A 16,432-nucleotide genomic window follows, 5' to 3' on the forward strand; every position below is an offset into this window, starting at 1 on the left:
AATTTATACGTTTTATAATTTATTTAAACAAATCGATTTGACTATTCAGTGAAAGATGGATTAGCAATATCCATCCGTATTACATTGCATACCTTCAAATGAATTTGTTTTATCCTTTTCGATCTCTTTATCAATTATTCTTTCTAACGTTTCTTTACTAGCAAGTCCTTGAATGACTTCGTCTCCAATCATTACAGTTGGAACAGCCATAATATTCGCTTCATCGTATGCATGTTGAATCGCTTGCTGATGTTTTTCTTTATATTTACGAGTTACTAAAGCATCTTTAAATTCGGCTTCAGGAAGCCCTACTTCTACTGCTAATTTTGTTAATACATCTATATCTTCAATATTTTGTTCTTCCTGAAAAAATGCAGTAAACACTTGGTGATGGTACTCATTTCCAAGTCCGTGCTCCTTCGCAAATTGGCACCCTTCAAAAGCTAAATGTGTATATGGATGCGGTGAAACACGTGGCAATCGCATTTCAACTCCTAATTTCTTTGCAGTAGGAAGAATGAATGAATCCCATGAACCTAACTTTTCCGGCTCATTCCAAGGATCTATTTTAGAATATGGACTTGGACGTAATTCAAATGGCATCCATTCGATTTCTACATCTTTCTCCTTCGCTACCTCATCTAATGGACCTTTTGCTAAAAAGCAAAACGGACAAATAAAATCAGAGTACACTTTCATTTTTACAGTCATATGATTACACCTTACCTTCTTTTGATTCCATTAGATGTAACACTTACTGTTACACCTGTAAGAAAAAAATATGCATTCTCTTTTTATCGAGCTTTGCATGTTTTAAACATTCATTTTCTCTTGTAACGATTCATACAAATGCTCCATCGTGATACTTTTTAACACTTCTTCCATCGCAGATTGTGCTTGAATTAAAATCAATTCTAATACAGCTTGAATATTCGCTCCAATTGGACAATCTGGATTCGGCTGTTCATGAATGTGAAATAGCTTATCTTCTTCAACTACATTTACTGCATGATATACATCTAATAATGTAATTTCACTTAAACCCTTTAATAACCCAGCCCCACCTGGTCCTCGATTTACATAAACAAACTTGGCTTGTTTTAAGTAAGACATTATTTTTCGAATTACAACCGAATTTGTATTTACACTCTCAGCCATAAATTCAGAAGTACAAACAGAAGATGGATTGTTTTTCAAAATGGATAAAATATGAACAGCTATAGAAAAGCGGCTACTAATTTTCATCGTAATCACCACCTTGATGTAATCATTATAGTTACAACAAGAATGTAAGTCAACCCTTTCTATAAAACTTTTTTTGACATGTGATAGCAATAAGTAAAAAGGCACCTTACAAACAAGATGCTTTTTTACTATTCTGCAAACACCCCTTGAAATTCTTCAATAAAAAGTTGAACAGCTAGTGAAGATTCTTTTAATGAAGGAACAGCTAACGCAATTTCTCTCCATACTTGTGGTTGTAATTCTCTCGTTTGAACATTCGGTGGTAAATCTGATAAGGATAATTCAGCTAATATAGCTAACCCTAATCCCTCTTGTATCATATTCAAGGATGTCGTCACAGTAGACACAACGTATTCAATACGAAGCGGTACGGAAGCTTGCTTAAACATTTCTATAATTGGTGGTTCATACCCACCTTTACAAATAATAATTGGTTCATTTTCTAAATCTTGAATTGTAATTGTCGCTTTCTCCCATAGAGGATGATCATTTCTTAAAACAACAACCATCTTTCCCTTCGTTAAAGGTACAATTTCCATTTCTTTATTTGGTAAAATTACGATTCCTACATCAATTACACGTGACTCTAGCCACTCTTCTACTTCTTTCAATGTTCCTTCATGGAGTATCAACTCTAAATTCGGATATTTCTCACGAAAGACATTGATCATTTTAGGCAGGAAATATGCTGATGCACTTGGAAAACTTCCGATTCGAATTGTACCAACTTCATGTCCTTTCTCCTTCGCTACTTCTTGTTCTACTTTCTCAACGCCATTTAAAATTTCTCGAAAATGAACCAAAATACGATTCCCTACATCAGTAAGAATCAAACCTTTTCGTTTATCACGTATGATAAGTGTTACACCTAATTCCGATTCCACGCTAGAAATAGCATGACTGACAGCTGGTTGCGTCATATTCAAGGCTCGAGCTGCCTTCGTAAAACTTCCTAATTCGACTACTTTTACAAAAACTTGAAGTTGCGTAATGGTCATAACTAATTACTTATACTCCTTATAAAAAAGATTCATTTTATTTATCGTGTTCAATATCATATCATAGTGAAATGAAATACAACAAGGAGGTATTATCGTGGTGCAACTTTCACGAACAAAAACAGCCATAATCCTTTCATTCCTCGTTCTTATGTGGGGGATTAATTGGCCTTTATCTAAATTTGCTCTGCATTATACACCGCCCGTATTATTTGCAGGAGTCAGAACATTAATAGGAGGATTTATTCTACTTATTTTCGCATTACCGAAATACAAACAATTACATCTAAAAGAAACTTGGCATTTATACTTTATTTCCGCTTTACTCAACATTATTTTATTTTACGGACTACAAACTGTAGGACTTCAGTATATGCCTGCCGGACTCTTTTCCGCTATTGTATTTCTTCAGCCTGTCTTACTTGGAATTTTCTCTTGGATTTGGCTTGAAGAAACAATGTATGGCTTGAAAATTTTCGGCCTTATTCTTGGATTTACGGGCGTTGCTGTTATTAGCTCTAGTAGCTTAACCGGACATATTTCTATTATCGGTATTTTCCTTGCTTTAGGATGTGCAGTTGGCTGGGCACTTGGTACAGTATTTATCAAAAAAACTGGAAACCGTGTAAATGCAATTTGGATGGTTACACTTCAGCTTATCATTGGAGGATTTTGCTTAATTGGATTCGGTTCAGAATTTGAAAACTGGTCTAGCATTACTTGGAGCATACCATTTGTAATCGTATTACTATTCATTTCAATCTTTGTTATTGCAATGGGTTGGCTTGCCTACTTTACACTTGTCGGAGCTGGAGAAGCTAGTAAAGTTGGAGCTTATACATTTCTTATTCCACTAATCGCAATTATTGTAAGTTCTATTTTCCTGCATGAAGCTATTACCACTAGTTTATTCGTTGGACTCTTATTTATTGTCGTGAGTATTTGTTTTGTAAATATAAAACCAAAGTCACTTACCATGAAACAGTCTGTTGAACCTAAAAGATGCTAGTCCAATATAAATAAGAAAACGCCTATCATCAAATAGGCGTTTTCTTATTTAATACTTTTTACGGCGTACTACAAAGATACATGTACCAAATGAAACTATAATAGAAAGAATGGATAAAATAATAGCTATCGTTTGTATACTTGTACTTTCTTTCTCTTTCACATTAGATACTTTTGATTCTCCATGCTCTCCAGTCAATGCTATGCCCTTTGTAATTGTTGTAAGTGAATGTGGTTTATCAGCCTTCTCATCGCCTGTCCATTCTACAATATCTCCGTCTTTGTACTGTTGATATGCGTCCCAAGCTACTTTTTGTTCTTTATCTGGATTTTTAGCAACAAAAGTAAATTGCTGAAATTGACCTGGTAAAATCCCTTCCCCAGTCGCTTCCCACGTAACAGATTTAATCTTTCCAGATGCATCTTTTTGTTCATCAATCTTCCATCCCGGTACTGGCTCATACTGTTGAAACTCGACTCCCTCTGGTATTTTAAGGATAACTTTCGTTGTTGCTATATCCTTTTCAACAGGGACCTTTATTGTATACGTTTCCCAAGAGCTAACACCAGAAGTAGCTGGTTTCACCGTTACATGTGCACTAGCAGGTACTGCGAAAAGTCCCATGGCAATTACTGTTGCTATCATTGTTGTTCCCAATTTTTTTATACGTTTCATTTTTCCATTACTCCTTTTTTCTCTATATAAACTTGACTTTATCGACCGCCGACTATGAATTTAAAATCCGTATCAAAACTATTAAGAGCTTTCGTTAATCCATGAACATGTATATTCCACTCACCGGTCATATTAATGTACATCCCTTCCGCTTGATACAATCCTGGTGAAACCGGCGAAACCCTAAATGTACCTTTTCCCATATCCATTTCTAAAGATTTCGTGGTCAGCACAATTTGTTCCATATCAGTAACAGGCTGTCCATTGGTATCCTTTAAATCAATGCGGAATGTATTCATCCCTACCTTATTAGGGCTGACTTGTAAAGTAAGTTCATACCCATTATCAATTTTTTCGCTTCCTGTAAATGGTCCAGTTGGCGGCATTGGTGGCGTTTGTATATTTGTTAAAAAAGCTACTATTATGAAAATAGTGATTCCTATACCAAACTCAACTTTCACCGTAGCACCCAACTTTTTCTCTTTCCTCATCCTTCCTCTTACATAATGAATAAGTCCCAATATTCCCATACTGATAAATAAAAGAAACTTCGTTAACAATGCTAATCCATAATTTGTATCAAATAGTGAATGAATCGTTGGAATAAAGAAAGTACTATTAAAAAGACCTGTCACAAAAATAACAATAACTGCACCTATCGCCCACGGTGAAAAGCTTTTAGTAGTATTCCAATACTTCGCCCACTTCTCGTTCCCTTCTTCTTTAGGTAAAAGAAGAACAATTGCCGATAATCCTCCAATCCACAGTGAAGCCGCAAGTAAATGTAAAAAATCCATAATTACCGCAATCACTTTATACTTTAGGCCGTATGCATGACTATTCATTGCTTTTATAATAAGTAACCCAACAAAAAGGAGAATTGGAATTGCCCATGCTTTAAACGATGAGAGCTTTCCGCGTTTTAAAGCAAAGTATGTAAAAGCAATCAGCAAAATCACCAATGTCATTTGGATCATCCATACAGGTCCAAAAACTGATAACTGTAATGTTTCTTTTAATAATGCAGGCTGAAATGCATCTACCCACGAAACATCAGCATTTACTTTTGCTTGCAAAGGGAGACTAAATAACAAACTAATGAATATACCAAACAATGAAGCCCAAATGAGTTTTTGACTTCTTGATTGCACTTTGCTCGAATTCCCCTTATACATAATCAGGTTAAAAAATAAAACACCTATATACAGAGAAAAACTTGTATATAAGATTCCCCTTTCTAGCAACATATCCAATTGTGGAAAATAACCAAATTCTTCTGCTTGAATGCTACTTTCTCCCTTTGCCTCTGCTCCAATACGAAATGGGATGACTCCTTGAATCAGATGTCCATCAGCAGAAATAGCTTTCCACTGAATAGAATATGTACCATTTGGTATATCTTGTTTCACTCCAACTTTTAATAATTTCGGGTTCTTTTTATCAACATGGGCATCTTTTAAATCCACTCGTTTCCCTGAAGCATTCCTCACGAATACTGTATTAAAGTTTGAGGATTGCAATATTTCATCGAATTCAATCCTTACAGCAGAAGGTACTTTCTCTAATGTTTCATTTTCTGAAGGGTTTGATTTTACAATATAAGCATGAGCCGAAACTGCTGTAGGTAGCGATATCATCAGTACACATGCCATTACCATCCATGCTCCTAGTTTTCTTAATACACTCACATTCATTTCACTTCTTTCTTTTATATCGCTGTATTTCACTCGGAAGTTAATAAAACATTACTTATTTTTATGCTCCCCCATAAATTAACTTCATTAAATATTAAGCAATAAAATATAAATTAAAAATTTCATTATAAACTTTTTATACACCTTTCTATTCTTATATAAATTAAGAAACTATTTATATAATCATTACTTACCTTTCGGAAGCTAGTTGTGATTATAACATATAATATATAAATATAAGTTTCTAAAGAAGAAAAGAAACCGTGAATCATTTGTGAAGAAAATGTGAAATGTCCCTTCATACAGTTTAGTGCTCCTCAAAAACGAAAAAGGCATTATGCCAACGCGTAACACCTTTTATCACTCTTCGTTTATAAATTACTGTTCTTCTGGGTAATCGCAATATTCAATAATCGTCCCCTCTGTATCTGCGGGATTAAGATAAATTAATCTTCTACCATGCTTGTTTATACGTAATGTATGCTCCAACGTTCGAATCCCTTGTTGTTTTAATTCCTCTAAAGCTTGATCCAAATTGTCTACGCGATAAGCAATGTGATGTACACCTTTCCCTTTTTGCTTGATAAATCTTGCAATTGGTGAAGTTGTATTATTCGTCGGTGCAAGCAATTCAATTCTATCGCCATTTACTTCAAGAATCGCTACTTCACTCTCAACACCTGCCGCTTCACTTACATAACGATCTATTAATGTTCCTGCTAAAACCTTTTTGTAAAATCGTATACTACTATCTATATCGCGAACAGCAATACCGATATGATCAATTTTTTTGTTCATTATATTTCTCCTACACTCATTTTTACTTTTTATGAAAGATATATAAATCGCTACACTTTTCGCATGGCTATCCACTATAACAACTCAGCCATTTATCTCCTATAATAACAAAAAAGTTATAGAAATAAATGCTATAACTTTTTTGTGACATATAATTACTTATTTACTTTTGCTACGCTTGAATGAATTTCATTTTTCACTCTCAAATGACTAATGCCGTATCCAATAAATCCACCAATAATAGCCGGGAAGATCCATCCTAAACCGACTTCATGCATCGGAAGAAATTTAGTAAATACATGATTTACTACTTGGATATTTACTCCAGCTGCATTTAATCCATCAAACAAGCTTATAATAAACGTTACCAGTAAGCTTACTTGATACACTTCCGGTCTCCCTTTAAATAATGAATGGAAGAATGTTAAAAAGATTAGTACAATTGCTAATGGATAAATCGCTGTTAATACCGGAACAGAAACTGCAATGAGTTGTGTCAATCCTACATTCGCAACAATTGCACTAAAAACAGATAAAATAACAACGATTTTTTTGTAAGATACATTTGGAAATAGTTTATAGAAAAATGAAGAACATGCTGAGACAAGTCCTACACTAGTCGTTAAGCAAGCTACTGTAATCATTAACCCCAATAATACTCCACCATATGAACCAAAATAGTAATTTGAAACTTTTGCTAAAACTTCTCCACCATTCTCTAAGTGTCCAAGTTTTGCTACGCTTGAAGCTCCCATATAAGAAAGCGCTGTATAAAGAATTGCCAATACTGTCGCTGCAATAATCGTTGCTTTTGCACAAACAACCATAATTTGTTTTTTCGTTTTTGCGCCTTTTTCTTTAATAGCATTAATAATAATAATGCCAAATACGAAAGATGCAAGCGTATCCATTGTTAAGTATCCTTCTTGAAACCCTTTGAAGAAGGCATTAGATGTATACGTTTCAACAGGTGCTTGCATATCCCCTATCGGATGAATGAAAGCAACAATTACTAAAATTCCAATGAATGTTAGTTTAATTGGCGTCAAGATTTTTCCAACAATATCGACAATTTTCGCAGGATTGAGCGAAAAAAAACAAGTAATACTAAAAAATATAATTGTAAAAATAATTAAAGCCATAGAACTTAAACTTTCTGGCACAAAAGGTTTAAGACCAATTTCAAAGGAAACATTACCCGTTCTCGGTATTGCAAATAATGGACCAATTGCTAAATATAAAATTGTTGTAAACACAATTCCAAAAACAGGATGAACTCGACTTGCCAGTGATTGTAAATCCTCTTTACCTGAAATTCCAAATGCTAATACACCAAGTAACGGTAGTCCAACTCCAGTTACTAAAAACCCAGCATTCGCTGCCCAAATATTTGTGCCAGCCGATTGCCCTAACATCGCAGGGAAAATTAAATTTCCTGCTCCAAAAAAGAGAGCAAATAACATTAATCCGATAACTACTATAAACGAAAAAGGTACTTTATTCGCCATGATACAACCTCCATTACAAAATACATTATCTAATTTCCAATTTTAACTAATTGAAGATTCTGAATATTTAATAAGTAAGTGTGTTATTCTCACTTATTATAGTCTTAAGAATAATATATTTCAATACTATTTTTTGAATTTTTTAATTAAATTTTGAATTTATCAATTAAATTTACTTTGAATACAAAACTTAAAACATCACATATTCCTCATATCACTTAATGCTATAAACTTTTATTAAAGTGACCATATTACCCTGTTTCATATTCACTGATTTTATTTTTGAATAAAGTGAAACTTCTATCAGTGGATGTTTTCTTCATCGTCCACCGATGGAATCAGTCTTTTACTAGTGGTTATCCCCCAGTAGGTTCACTTAGTTTCCCTCCCTTTTTTTATAATTTTTATTCATTAGCCAAAATATGAAGAATAAGAGCTTTTTTATATACAAATAATAAGCCTCAAGGAGTTGTTGACATGAATTTGATATTAAACGTTATAGGGATTCTCATTGTATTATTAGTAGTTTTCTTATGTTCGCCTAATAAAAGAAAAATAAAATGGAAACCAATCATTATTCTAATAATACTTGAACTTTTTATTACTTGGTTTATGTTAGGAACCAAATTTGGAAACATCATAATTGATAAAATCGCTTCATTTTTCACTTGGCTAATATCGTGTGCAAATGAAGGTATTCGTTTTGCATTTCCATCAGCTATGGAAAATCAAACGATTGACTTCTTCTTCAGTGCATTACTTCCAATCATTTTTGTTATTACATTTTTTGATATTCTTTCTTATTTTGGAATTTTAACTTGGATTATTGATAAAGTAGGTGCAATCATTTCAAAAATTTCGCGCTTACCAAAGTTAGAAAGTTTCTTCTCCATTCAAATGATGTTTTTAGGAAACACAGAAGCACTTGCTGTCGTTCGTGATCAATTATCTGTTTTAAAAGAAAATCGTTTGTTGACTTTTGGAATTATGAGTATGAGTAGCGTCAGCGGGTCCATTCTTGGTGCTTATCTATCAATGGTTCCAGCAACATATATTTTCAGCGCAATTCCTTTAAACTGTTTAAATGCATTAATTTTAGCCAATGTTTTAAATCCTTTAGAAATCACTAAAGAAGAAGATATTATTTATTCACCTCCAAAAAAAGAAAAAAAAGATTTCTTTTCTACCATTTCAAATAGTATGTTAGTTGGGATGAATATGGTTATTGTTATTTTAGCTATGGTAATTGGATATGTAGCATTAACAGCATGTTTAAATGGTATTTTAAGTTTCCTTGTAGCAGGTTTAACAATTCAAAAAATCTTCTCTATTATCTTTAGTCCTTTTGCTTTTTTACTTGGTTTATCAGGCACTGATGCTATGTATGTCGCTGAATTAATGGGGATAAAAATAACAACTAATGAATTTGTTGCGATGATGGATTTAAAATCACATTTACATTCTTTACCTGCACATACAGTTGCAGTTGCAACAACATTTCTAGCCTCTTTTGCTAACTTTAGTACAGTTGGGATGATTTATGGGACTTACAATTCATTATTTGGTGCAGAAAAATCAGCAATTATCGGGAAGAATGTTTGGAAGCTTCTTGTTAGCGGGATGGCTGTTTCCTTATTGAGTGCTATGCTTGTGGGGCTTTTTGTATGGTAAGTGAATATGAAAGATACATGACACCTTTACATATGGATATTATGTAGACTATGCAAGGAACAAGGTAATATCACTACACCCTTCACAATAAATATCTATATTTCAAACAAATACTTATAAAAAAGGTGTTACGACATGTCGTAACACCTTCCATCACTTCTCAAAAAACAAAATTAATTTTATTCTCTTTCCACTCTAACTTCGCATCAAAGCTTTTATCATTCTTTTTAAAACCTTTAATTAAATCCGTCTGTTCACCTTTTAATAGCTTCGTCATATTCTTTTGTGAAATTGTTTTTCCTAATATTTTTTTGGAGATTGTGAAATCACATTGGGTTGTATTGTAGTTTGCACAACCGTAAAAAGTCGATTTATCGATTACATCGCCAGCACATTTTTTACATTGTCCTACTTTTTTACCTGTTGTAAATTTCGATCCTTTACGTTCAACTGACTCTACATTCAATCCAGTAAAGTCCCATTTCTCAGACATTTCAATCGCATCTTCAATAATTTTCGCTGATAATTTTTTCGTTTGTTCCATAAAGGTTGCTGGTGAAGCTGTACCTTCTCCAATTTCAGCAAGACGCTGTTCCCACTTTGCCGTCATTTCTGGGGAGGCTAAAATTTTATCACCAATTGCCGTTATTAATACTTTCCCTTTATCCGTTGCGTATACTTGGTTTTTCTTCACATCAATATACTTACGATCTTTCAGCATTGTGATAATGCCAGCACGAGTTGCTTCTGTACCTAAACCTTCTGTCTTCTTTAATACTTTCTCAAGCTCTTCATTATCTAAGTACTTTCCAGCCGTCTTCATTAATGTGATAAGTTGTCCTTCTGTGTAACGCTTTGGCGGCTGTGTTTTCCCTTCTTTCACTTTCACCTTTACGACTTTTCCTTGTTCACCTTCTGCTACGATTGGAAGAATCGTTTCATCGTCTTTATCATCTTGAAAAATAACTTTGCGCCAGCCTTCTTGAATTTGTTGTTTCCCTTTTGAAATAAATTCTGCACGTCCATCAACAAGTGTTGTAATTGTTGTATAATCAAAAATTGCAACTTCATAATGTGCTGCAATTAATCTTCTAACAATCATATCGTAAATTTTCTTTTCATCACCAGATAGTTTACTTGGACTTGTTACTTGTTCAGTCGGAATGATGGCGTAGTGATCCGTAACCTTCTTCTCATTCACATATCGCTTATTATTCATAATGGACTCAATCGGCGCAGGTAACAAATCTTTATAATCATCAAACTGGCTTAACTTTTGTAAGATGTCAGGAAACGTTGCTGCTTCTCCTTGTGTTACATAGTTAGAATCCGAACGAGGGTAAGACACAATCTCTTTTTGATATAAAGCTTGTGTAATATCAAGGGTCTTTTTCGGTGAAAATTTAAATGCTTTATTCGCTGTTGCTTGCAGTGATGATAAATTAAATAAAAACGGTGGTTGAAACTCTTTCCGCTCCGTTTTCATTTCCTTTACTTCAGCCGGTTTATTTTGACAAAATGCTGCGATTTTATTTGCCATATCAGGATCTTTTAAGCGGGACTCATTATCCTTCTCCCACTTTCCTTCATATTTCTTTCCTTCTATATTAAAGGTTGCAAACACTTCCCAAAATGGTTCTGATTTAAAATTTTCAATTTCCTTTTCACGTTTTACGATTAAAGCTAATGTCGGCGTCTGTACACGGCCAGCCGAAAATACATCATTCATTCCCTTTTTCTTTAACAGAATGCTAAAGACGCGTGATGCGTTCATCCCAACGACCCAATCAGCGCATGACCTTGTATATGCTTCATAATACGTATTAATCGTATCTGACTCATCAAGTAAGTTTTTAAACCCTTGATAAATCGCTTGCTTCGTTAAAGACGAAATCCAAAGGCGTTTCATCGGTTTTTGCACGTTACAAAGGTTGATAATATTTCGTACTATTAATTCCCCTTCTCGCCCCGCATCGCCTGCATGAATAATTTCCGTCACTTGCGGATTATGTAACAACTGTTTCACAACATTAAATTGCTTATATTTTGATTTTGTAACTTCAAATTGAAAACGTTCTGGGATCATTGGTAATGTATTTAATGACCATTTTTTCCACTCAGCGTGATAATGCTCCGGATTACATAACTGCGTCAAATGACCAATTGCCCATGTACAGTAAGCTCCATTGGGAAATAACTCATTTGCTTCTACTTCTAAATAACCATCTTTTCGGCGATATTTAAATTGAGAAACAAGAGCCAAACCTTGATCGGGTTTCTCGGCAATAATTAATTTCATTTTATAACTCCCTATCTAAATTCCAGTACTACTTTCATTTTATCTCTTTTTATAAGTGATGAAAAAATATCTATCATTTTTTTCATTCACAATTCGTCTTATATTTTTTTAGACCTATAATATTATACGCTTAACCTTCACACCTTCACAATAGGAACTCATTATATATCATACGTATCCCCTCTATTGTACACTTCTCAAATAAAAAAGACGCCCGAAATTGAGCGCCGTTTATCTTTATTATTTTGCAACAATCTGCCTTTCCCTCACATATGGATTGTATGCTCCCATGAAACTCTCTATCTCTTCAACCGTCCTAACCATATCTTTTGAGAGATTTTCATAACCTTTTTCAGTAACAAGAATATCATCTTCGATACGGATTCCAATTGACTCTTCTTCAATATACAAACCAGGTTCCACTGTAATGACCATGCCAGCCTCCAGCACTCGGTCTTTATACGAGCCTACATCATGAGTATCCAAACCGAGAAAATGGCTCACTCCATGATAATAATACTTGGATAGTTCTGAATTTTCTTGGATTAAACCGATCTTCTTGCACTCTTCGGCGAGCACCTTTTTTGCATGTTCATTTAATGCCGCGAATTTTAATCCCGGCCTCACAATCTCAATTGTTTCCCTCAATGCTTTTAACACAATATTGTAAATCTGTTTTTGGCGATTCGAAAATGTTCCACTTGCAGGGAACGTATAGCTGATGTCAGCATTGTAGTAGTCCTTCTGAGCCCCAAGATCAAGCAGCACCAGATCACCTTTATTAACTTTAGAATCATTATCCTCATAATGTAGCACGGTTGCATTTTTACCACTTGCCAAAATCGTATTAAATGCATGATGCTTAATACCGGATGATTTTAACGTAAAATCAAAATAAGCTTCCAATTCATATTCCATCATACCCTCTTTGGCATGCTTGAGCACATTATAAATGCCCTCTTTTGTAACCATAATAGCTTCCTTTATCTTTTCAATTTCTTCATCAGTTTTAAATACTCGTAATTCACAAATATTCGGATAGACATTACCGATTGAAAGGTGCGGATAATGTTCTCTTACATGCTTAGCGAACGCCAACGTCCTTGTCTGCGTTCCTGCCCATTCGCGGTGCTCCAAATCTAAATACACATGCTTCACATGTTCTGCAAAAAATGTCCGTGCTATTGATGATTCAAAACTTTCTAAGTACACAATTGTTTTTATACCTGAAATTGTTTGTGCTTCTTCCTTTGAAACTGTTTTGCCTACCCATTTTTCAAGAATCGGATCCGCTTTTTCAATGAAAAGTACTTCTTCCACTGCATCGCCTACTTTCTTTAACATAAGAATAATATTAGGCTCATCGATACCGGTCATATAATAGAAGTTTCGATTTGGCACAAATTTATAATGTTCGTTAGCCGACTTATAAGGCGCCTGTCCCCCAAATAGAATAGTAACAGACTCCTCTGGCAATGTTTCTACTAATCTTTTTCGATTTTGAATAAAAAATGATTGCTTCATAATAATCCCCCTTAAGTTTTATGAATCCCCTTAAAGCTGTCTATCCAGTTTATTTAATTGTATTATCGTTATAATTTTCCGTCAATTAACCACCTATCGATAGACTCAAGCGAAAGAATATTATGATTACATACGAAAGGCAAAACTCAGTGATAATGAATGATGAAACAAGCCAGTAGTTTCTGGTAATTTAGCCAAAAACTATAAATGCGCGGGCTATTTATTGTTTTTTAATCGTTTTTTCATCTTAATCAAGTTTTCATTATTGTAAATCCGATTAATTGAAAAATATAACCTATCATTATCCAAAATATATATTATTTAAAAGAAAAAGGCCCCTTTTATAAAGTGGCCTTTTACCTAAAAGATAATTGAGATTATCTCTTAGTTCACATCATATCCTTGATCTTCAATAACTTCTTTCATTTTGTCTGCATCTACTTTTGTGTCATCATACTTTACATTTACAGTTCCTTCTTGTAAATGCACCTCAACATTTTGTACTCCTTCTAACTCTGTAAGTGCATTTGTTACTGCCATTTTACAGTGATTACATGTCATTCCTTGTACGTTTAATGTGATAGTCATCATACATTCCTCCATTTCATTTATATTTTGACGCGTTTCAAGCGAAGCGCGTTCGTCACAACAGATACTGAGCTAAATGCCATTGCAGCCCCAGCTACCCAAGGTTCTAATAATCCAGCCGCAGCTACAGGAATTCCAATTGCATTATAGAATAGTGCCCAAAATAGATTTTGACGGATATTTTTCATTGTCTTACGACTTAACTCAATTGCTTTTGATATATGAGATAAATCCCCACCAACTAAAGTAACATCCGCTGCTTCAATCGCTACATCTGCACCAGTTCCAATAGCCATACCAATATCAGCTTTCGCAAGAGCCGGCGCATCATTAATACCGTCTCCTACCATCGCTACTCGTTTCCCTTGCTTTTGTAAATCTTCTACAATTTTAGCTTTATCTTCAGGTAATACTTCTGCGTATACATGATCAACGTCAACTTGCTTCGCAATCGCTTCAGCTGTACGTTTATTATCACCTGTTACCATGTATACTTCGATTCCTATTTCTTTTAGTGATTGAATCGCATACTTTGAGCTTTCTTTTACTGTATCAGCTACAGCGATAATTCCAGTAAGTTTTCCATCAATCGCAACAAGCATTGCTGTTTTACCTTGATACTCTAATTCTTGCATAACTTCTTCATGCTGTGATATTTCTACTGATTGTTCATTCATTAATTTACGTGTTCCAACAAGGACCTTTTTGTCTTCAATGTTCGCTTCAATACCATGACCAGGAATTGCTGAAAACTGTTTTAAATCTTTCAATCTAATTTTATTTTGTTTTCCATATTCAACAATGGCATGCGCTAATGGATGTTCGGAAGCACTTTCAGCTGAAATAGCATAATCGAGCATACCTTCTTCAAATTCTAACACATCAGTAACTTCCGGTTTCCCTTTTGTTACTGTTCCTGTTTTATCAAGTAACACAGCATTAATTTTATGCGTTCCTTCTAAAAATTCACCTCCTTTAAAGAGAATTCCTTTCTCTGCTCCCTTTCCTGTACCAACCATAATAGAAGTTGGTGTTGCCAAACCTAATGCACACGGACAAGCGATTACAAGGATGGCAATCCCGACTTCCAATGCTTTTGGTAAATCCCCTGGTGTAATAAAGAAATACCATACAATAAAAGCAACTAAAGCAATAGCTACAACGATAGGTACAAAAATACCTGAAATAACATCTGCTAATCTTTGAATAGGTGCTTTAGAACCTTGCGCTTCTTCAACAATTTTAATAATACCTGCTAAAGCTGTATCTTTTCCAACCTTTTCAGCTCTAATAGTCAGAACACCATTCGTATTAATAGTAGCGCCAATAACAGCGTCTCCCTCTTTTTTATCCACTGGAATAGATTCTCCAGTAATCATAGATTCATCAACGGAAGATATCCCTGAAGTTACCATACCATCCACAGGTATTTTTTCACCTGGTTTTACAATAATCGTATCTCCAATCACTACTTCTTCAAGGGGTACCCGTATTTCCTGACCCTCACGTACAACAAGTGCATCTTTAGCTTGTAAACTCAATAATTTAGAAATTGCTTCTGTTGTACGTCCTTTTGCTAATGTTTCAAAATACTTTCCAACTAGAATTAATGTAATTAAAACTGCACTTGTTTCAAAATAAAGATCCGGACTGTAGTTTGCGTTTCCTAATGTTTTCAATGCCTCGTATAGGCTGTAAAAGTAGGCTGCTGATGTTCCTAAGGCAACCAGTACATCCATATTTGCACTTTTATTTCGAAGCGCACGGTAAGCACCAACATAGAAATGGCCACCAATATAAAATTGAACTGGTGTTGCTAATAGAAGTTGAAACCATGGATTCATTAAAATATGTGGCATTGGTATACCTGTATCAAATGGCATATGGCCAATCATTGTATAGAGTAAAGGTAAAGACAAAATAATAGAAATGATAAGTTGACGCTTTTTCGCCTTAATAACCTCTTCTTTTCTCTCTGAACGATCTACATCTTCATTACGTATCTGTCCCTTATACCCCGTTTTCTTTATTTTTTCTAAAATATTTTCTGTCGAAATCAAGCTTTCATTATATTCTACAACCGCGCTATTTGTAGCTAAATTTACAGTTGCACTCGAAACGCCTTCCATTTTGTTTAACACCTTTTCAATTCGGGTTGCGCAAGCTGCACATGTCATTCCTTCAATATCTAAAGTAACTTTTTCCTCTGCTACGTTATAGCCTAATTTTTCAATTTTATTTTTTATAGTAGAGATTTCTTGCTGGGATGGATCATATGTGATACTTGCTTTTTCCATAGCTAAATTTAAATTAGCTTCTACTCCATCCATTTTATTTAATACTTTTTCAATCCGAGTTGCACAAGCTGCACATGTCATTCCTGTAACGCCAAGCGTAACATGTTTTTGTTTATCCATTGTATC

13 protein-coding genes are annotated in these 16,432 nt (G+C 34.4%); 2 read left to right on the forward strand and 11 right to left on the reverse strand.

The annotated features are described in order from the left end of the window. Positions 1-60: 60 nt before the first annotated feature. From HRG09_RS13715 to HRG09_RS13725, 3 genes are all read right to left on the reverse strand, one after another. Complete coding sequence (locus HRG09_RS13715; RefSeq protein WP_174101322.1) at positions 61-711, reverse strand: DsbA family oxidoreductase; 651 nt, start codon at positions 709-711, stop codon at positions 61-63. Between the two features lie 102 nt (positions 712-813). Beyond that, a complete protein-coding gene (locus HRG09_RS13720; protein ID WP_174101323.1) occupies positions 814-1,245 on the reverse strand; it encodes an Rrf2 family transcriptional regulator in 432 nt (143 codons plus the stop codon). A gap of 128 nt (positions 1,246-1,373) precedes the next feature. Then, positions 1,374-2,243: a LysR family transcriptional regulator gene (locus HRG09_RS13725; RefSeq protein ID WP_174101324.1), complete on the reverse strand. Its 870-nt coding sequence runs from the start codon at positions 2,241-2,243 to the stop codon at positions 1,374-1,376. A gap of 97 nt (positions 2,244-2,340) precedes the next feature. Here HRG09_RS13725 and HRG09_RS13730 point away from each other — a divergent pair, with 97 nt between their 5' ends. Further along, positions 2,341-3,252, forward strand: coding sequence for a DMT family transporter (locus tag HRG09_RS13730; protein WP_174101325.1), 912 nt, complete (start codon positions 2,341-2,343; stop codon positions 3,250-3,252). Positions 3,253-3,300: 48 nt separating this feature from the next. Here HRG09_RS13730 and HRG09_RS13735 read toward each other — a convergent pair whose 3' ends face one another. From HRG09_RS13735 to brnQ, 4 genes are all read right to left on the reverse strand, one after another. Then, complete coding sequence (locus HRG09_RS13735) at positions 3,301-3,927, reverse strand: YcnI family copper-binding membrane protein (protein WP_174101326.1); 627 nt, start codon at positions 3,925-3,927, stop codon at positions 3,301-3,303. Between the two features lie 38 nt (positions 3,928-3,965). Further along, on the reverse strand, positions 3,966-5,621 hold the full coding sequence (locus HRG09_RS13740) for a copper resistance CopC/CopD family protein (protein ID WP_174101327.1): 1,656 nt from the start codon (positions 5,619-5,621) through the stop codon (positions 3,966-3,968). Between the two features lie 378 nt (positions 5,622-5,999). Continuing rightward, on the reverse strand, positions 6,000-6,419 hold the full coding sequence (locus tag HRG09_RS13745) for a VOC family protein (protein ID WP_174101328.1): 420 nt from the start codon (positions 6,417-6,419) through the stop codon (positions 6,000-6,002). Positions 6,420-6,574: 155 nt separating this feature from the next. Next, positions 6,575-7,927, reverse strand: coding sequence for a branched-chain amino acid transport system II carrier protein (gene brnQ / locus HRG09_RS13750; RefSeq protein ID WP_174101329.1), 1,353 nt, complete (start codon positions 7,925-7,927; stop codon positions 6,575-6,577). A gap of 477 nt (positions 7,928-8,404) precedes the next feature. Here brnQ and HRG09_RS13755 point away from each other — a divergent pair, with 477 nt between their 5' ends. Then, positions 8,405-9,598: a nucleoside transporter C-terminal domain-containing protein gene (locus HRG09_RS13755; protein WP_174101330.1), complete on the forward strand. Its 1,194-nt coding sequence runs from the start codon at positions 8,405-8,407 to the stop codon at positions 9,596-9,598. 160 nt (positions 9,599-9,758) lie between these two features. On the opposite strand, the gene topB is transcribed toward HRG09_RS13755, so the two are convergent. From topB to HRG09_RS13775, 4 genes are all read right to left on the reverse strand, one after another. Continuing rightward, positions 9,759-11,897, reverse strand: coding sequence for a DNA topoisomerase III (gene topB / locus HRG09_RS13760; protein WP_174101331.1), 2,139 nt, complete (start codon positions 11,895-11,897; stop codon positions 9,759-9,761). A 240-nt stretch (positions 11,898-12,137) separates the two neighbouring features. Further along, a complete protein-coding gene (locus tag HRG09_RS13765; protein WP_174101332.1) occupies positions 12,138-13,421 on the reverse strand; it encodes an aminopeptidase P family protein in 1,284 nt (427 codons plus the stop codon). Positions 13,422-13,805: 384 nt separating this feature from the next. Further along, positions 13,806-14,009 (reverse strand): copper chaperone CopZ, encoded by a 204-nt coding sequence (gene copZ / locus HRG09_RS13770; RefSeq protein WP_174101333.1) that lies wholly within the window; start codon positions 14,007-14,009, stop codon positions 13,806-13,808. Between the two features lie 20 nt (positions 14,010-14,029). Next, positions 14,030-16,426: a heavy metal translocating P-type ATPase gene (locus tag HRG09_RS13775; RefSeq protein ID WP_174101334.1), complete on the reverse strand. Its 2,397-nt coding sequence runs from the start codon at positions 16,424-16,426 to the stop codon at positions 14,030-14,032. Positions 16,427-16,432 lie beyond the last annotated feature (6 nt).

Origin of the sequence: Bacillus sp. Xin1 (assembly GCF_013314535.1) — a bacterium.
GTDB lineage: Bacteria > Bacillota > Bacilli > Bacillales > Bacillaceae_G > Bacillus_A.

Coding starts and splice junctions, on each gene's coding strand:
- HRG09_RS13715 (WP_174101322.1), bottom strand. CDS start 711: ATGACTGTAAAAATGAAAGTGTACTCTGATTTTATTTGTCCGTTTTGC.
- HRG09_RS13720 (WP_174101323.1), bottom strand. CDS start 1,245: ATGAAAATTAGTAGCCGCTTTTCTATAGCTGTTCATATTTTATCCATT.
- HRG09_RS13725 (WP_174101324.1), bottom strand. CDS start 2,243: ATGACCATTACGCAACTTCAAGTTTTTGTAAAAGTAGTCGAATTAGGA.
- HRG09_RS13735 (WP_174101326.1), bottom strand. CDS start 3,927: ATGAAACGTATAAAAAAATTGGGAACAACAATGATAGCAACAGTAATT.
- HRG09_RS13740 (WP_174101327.1), bottom strand. CDS start 5,621: ATGAATGTGAGTGTATTAAGAAAACTAGGAGCATGGATGGTAATGGCA.
- HRG09_RS13745 (WP_174101328.1), bottom strand. CDS start 6,419: ATGAACAAAAAAATTGATCATATCGGTATTGCTGTTCGCGATATAGAT.
- brnQ (WP_174101329.1), bottom strand. CDS start 7,927: ATGGCGAATAAAGTACCTTTTTCGTTTATAGTAGTTATCGGATTAATG.
- HRG09_RS13755 (WP_174101330.1), top strand. CDS start 8,405: ATGAATTTGATATTAAACGTTATAGGGATTCTCATTGTATTATTAGTA.
- topB (WP_174101331.1), bottom strand. CDS start 11,897: ATGAAATTAATTATTGCCGAGAAACCCGATCAAGGTTTGGCTCTTGTT.
- HRG09_RS13765 (WP_174101332.1), bottom strand. CDS start 13,421: ATGAAGCAATCATTTTTTATTCAAAATCGAAAAAGATTAGTAGAAACA.
- copZ (WP_174101333.1), bottom strand. CDS start 14,009: ATGACTATCACATTAAACGTACAAGGAATGACATGTAATCACTGTAAA.
- HRG09_RS13775 (WP_174101334.1), bottom strand. CDS start 16,426: ATGGATAAACAAAAACATGTTACGCTTGGCGTTACAGGAATGACATGT.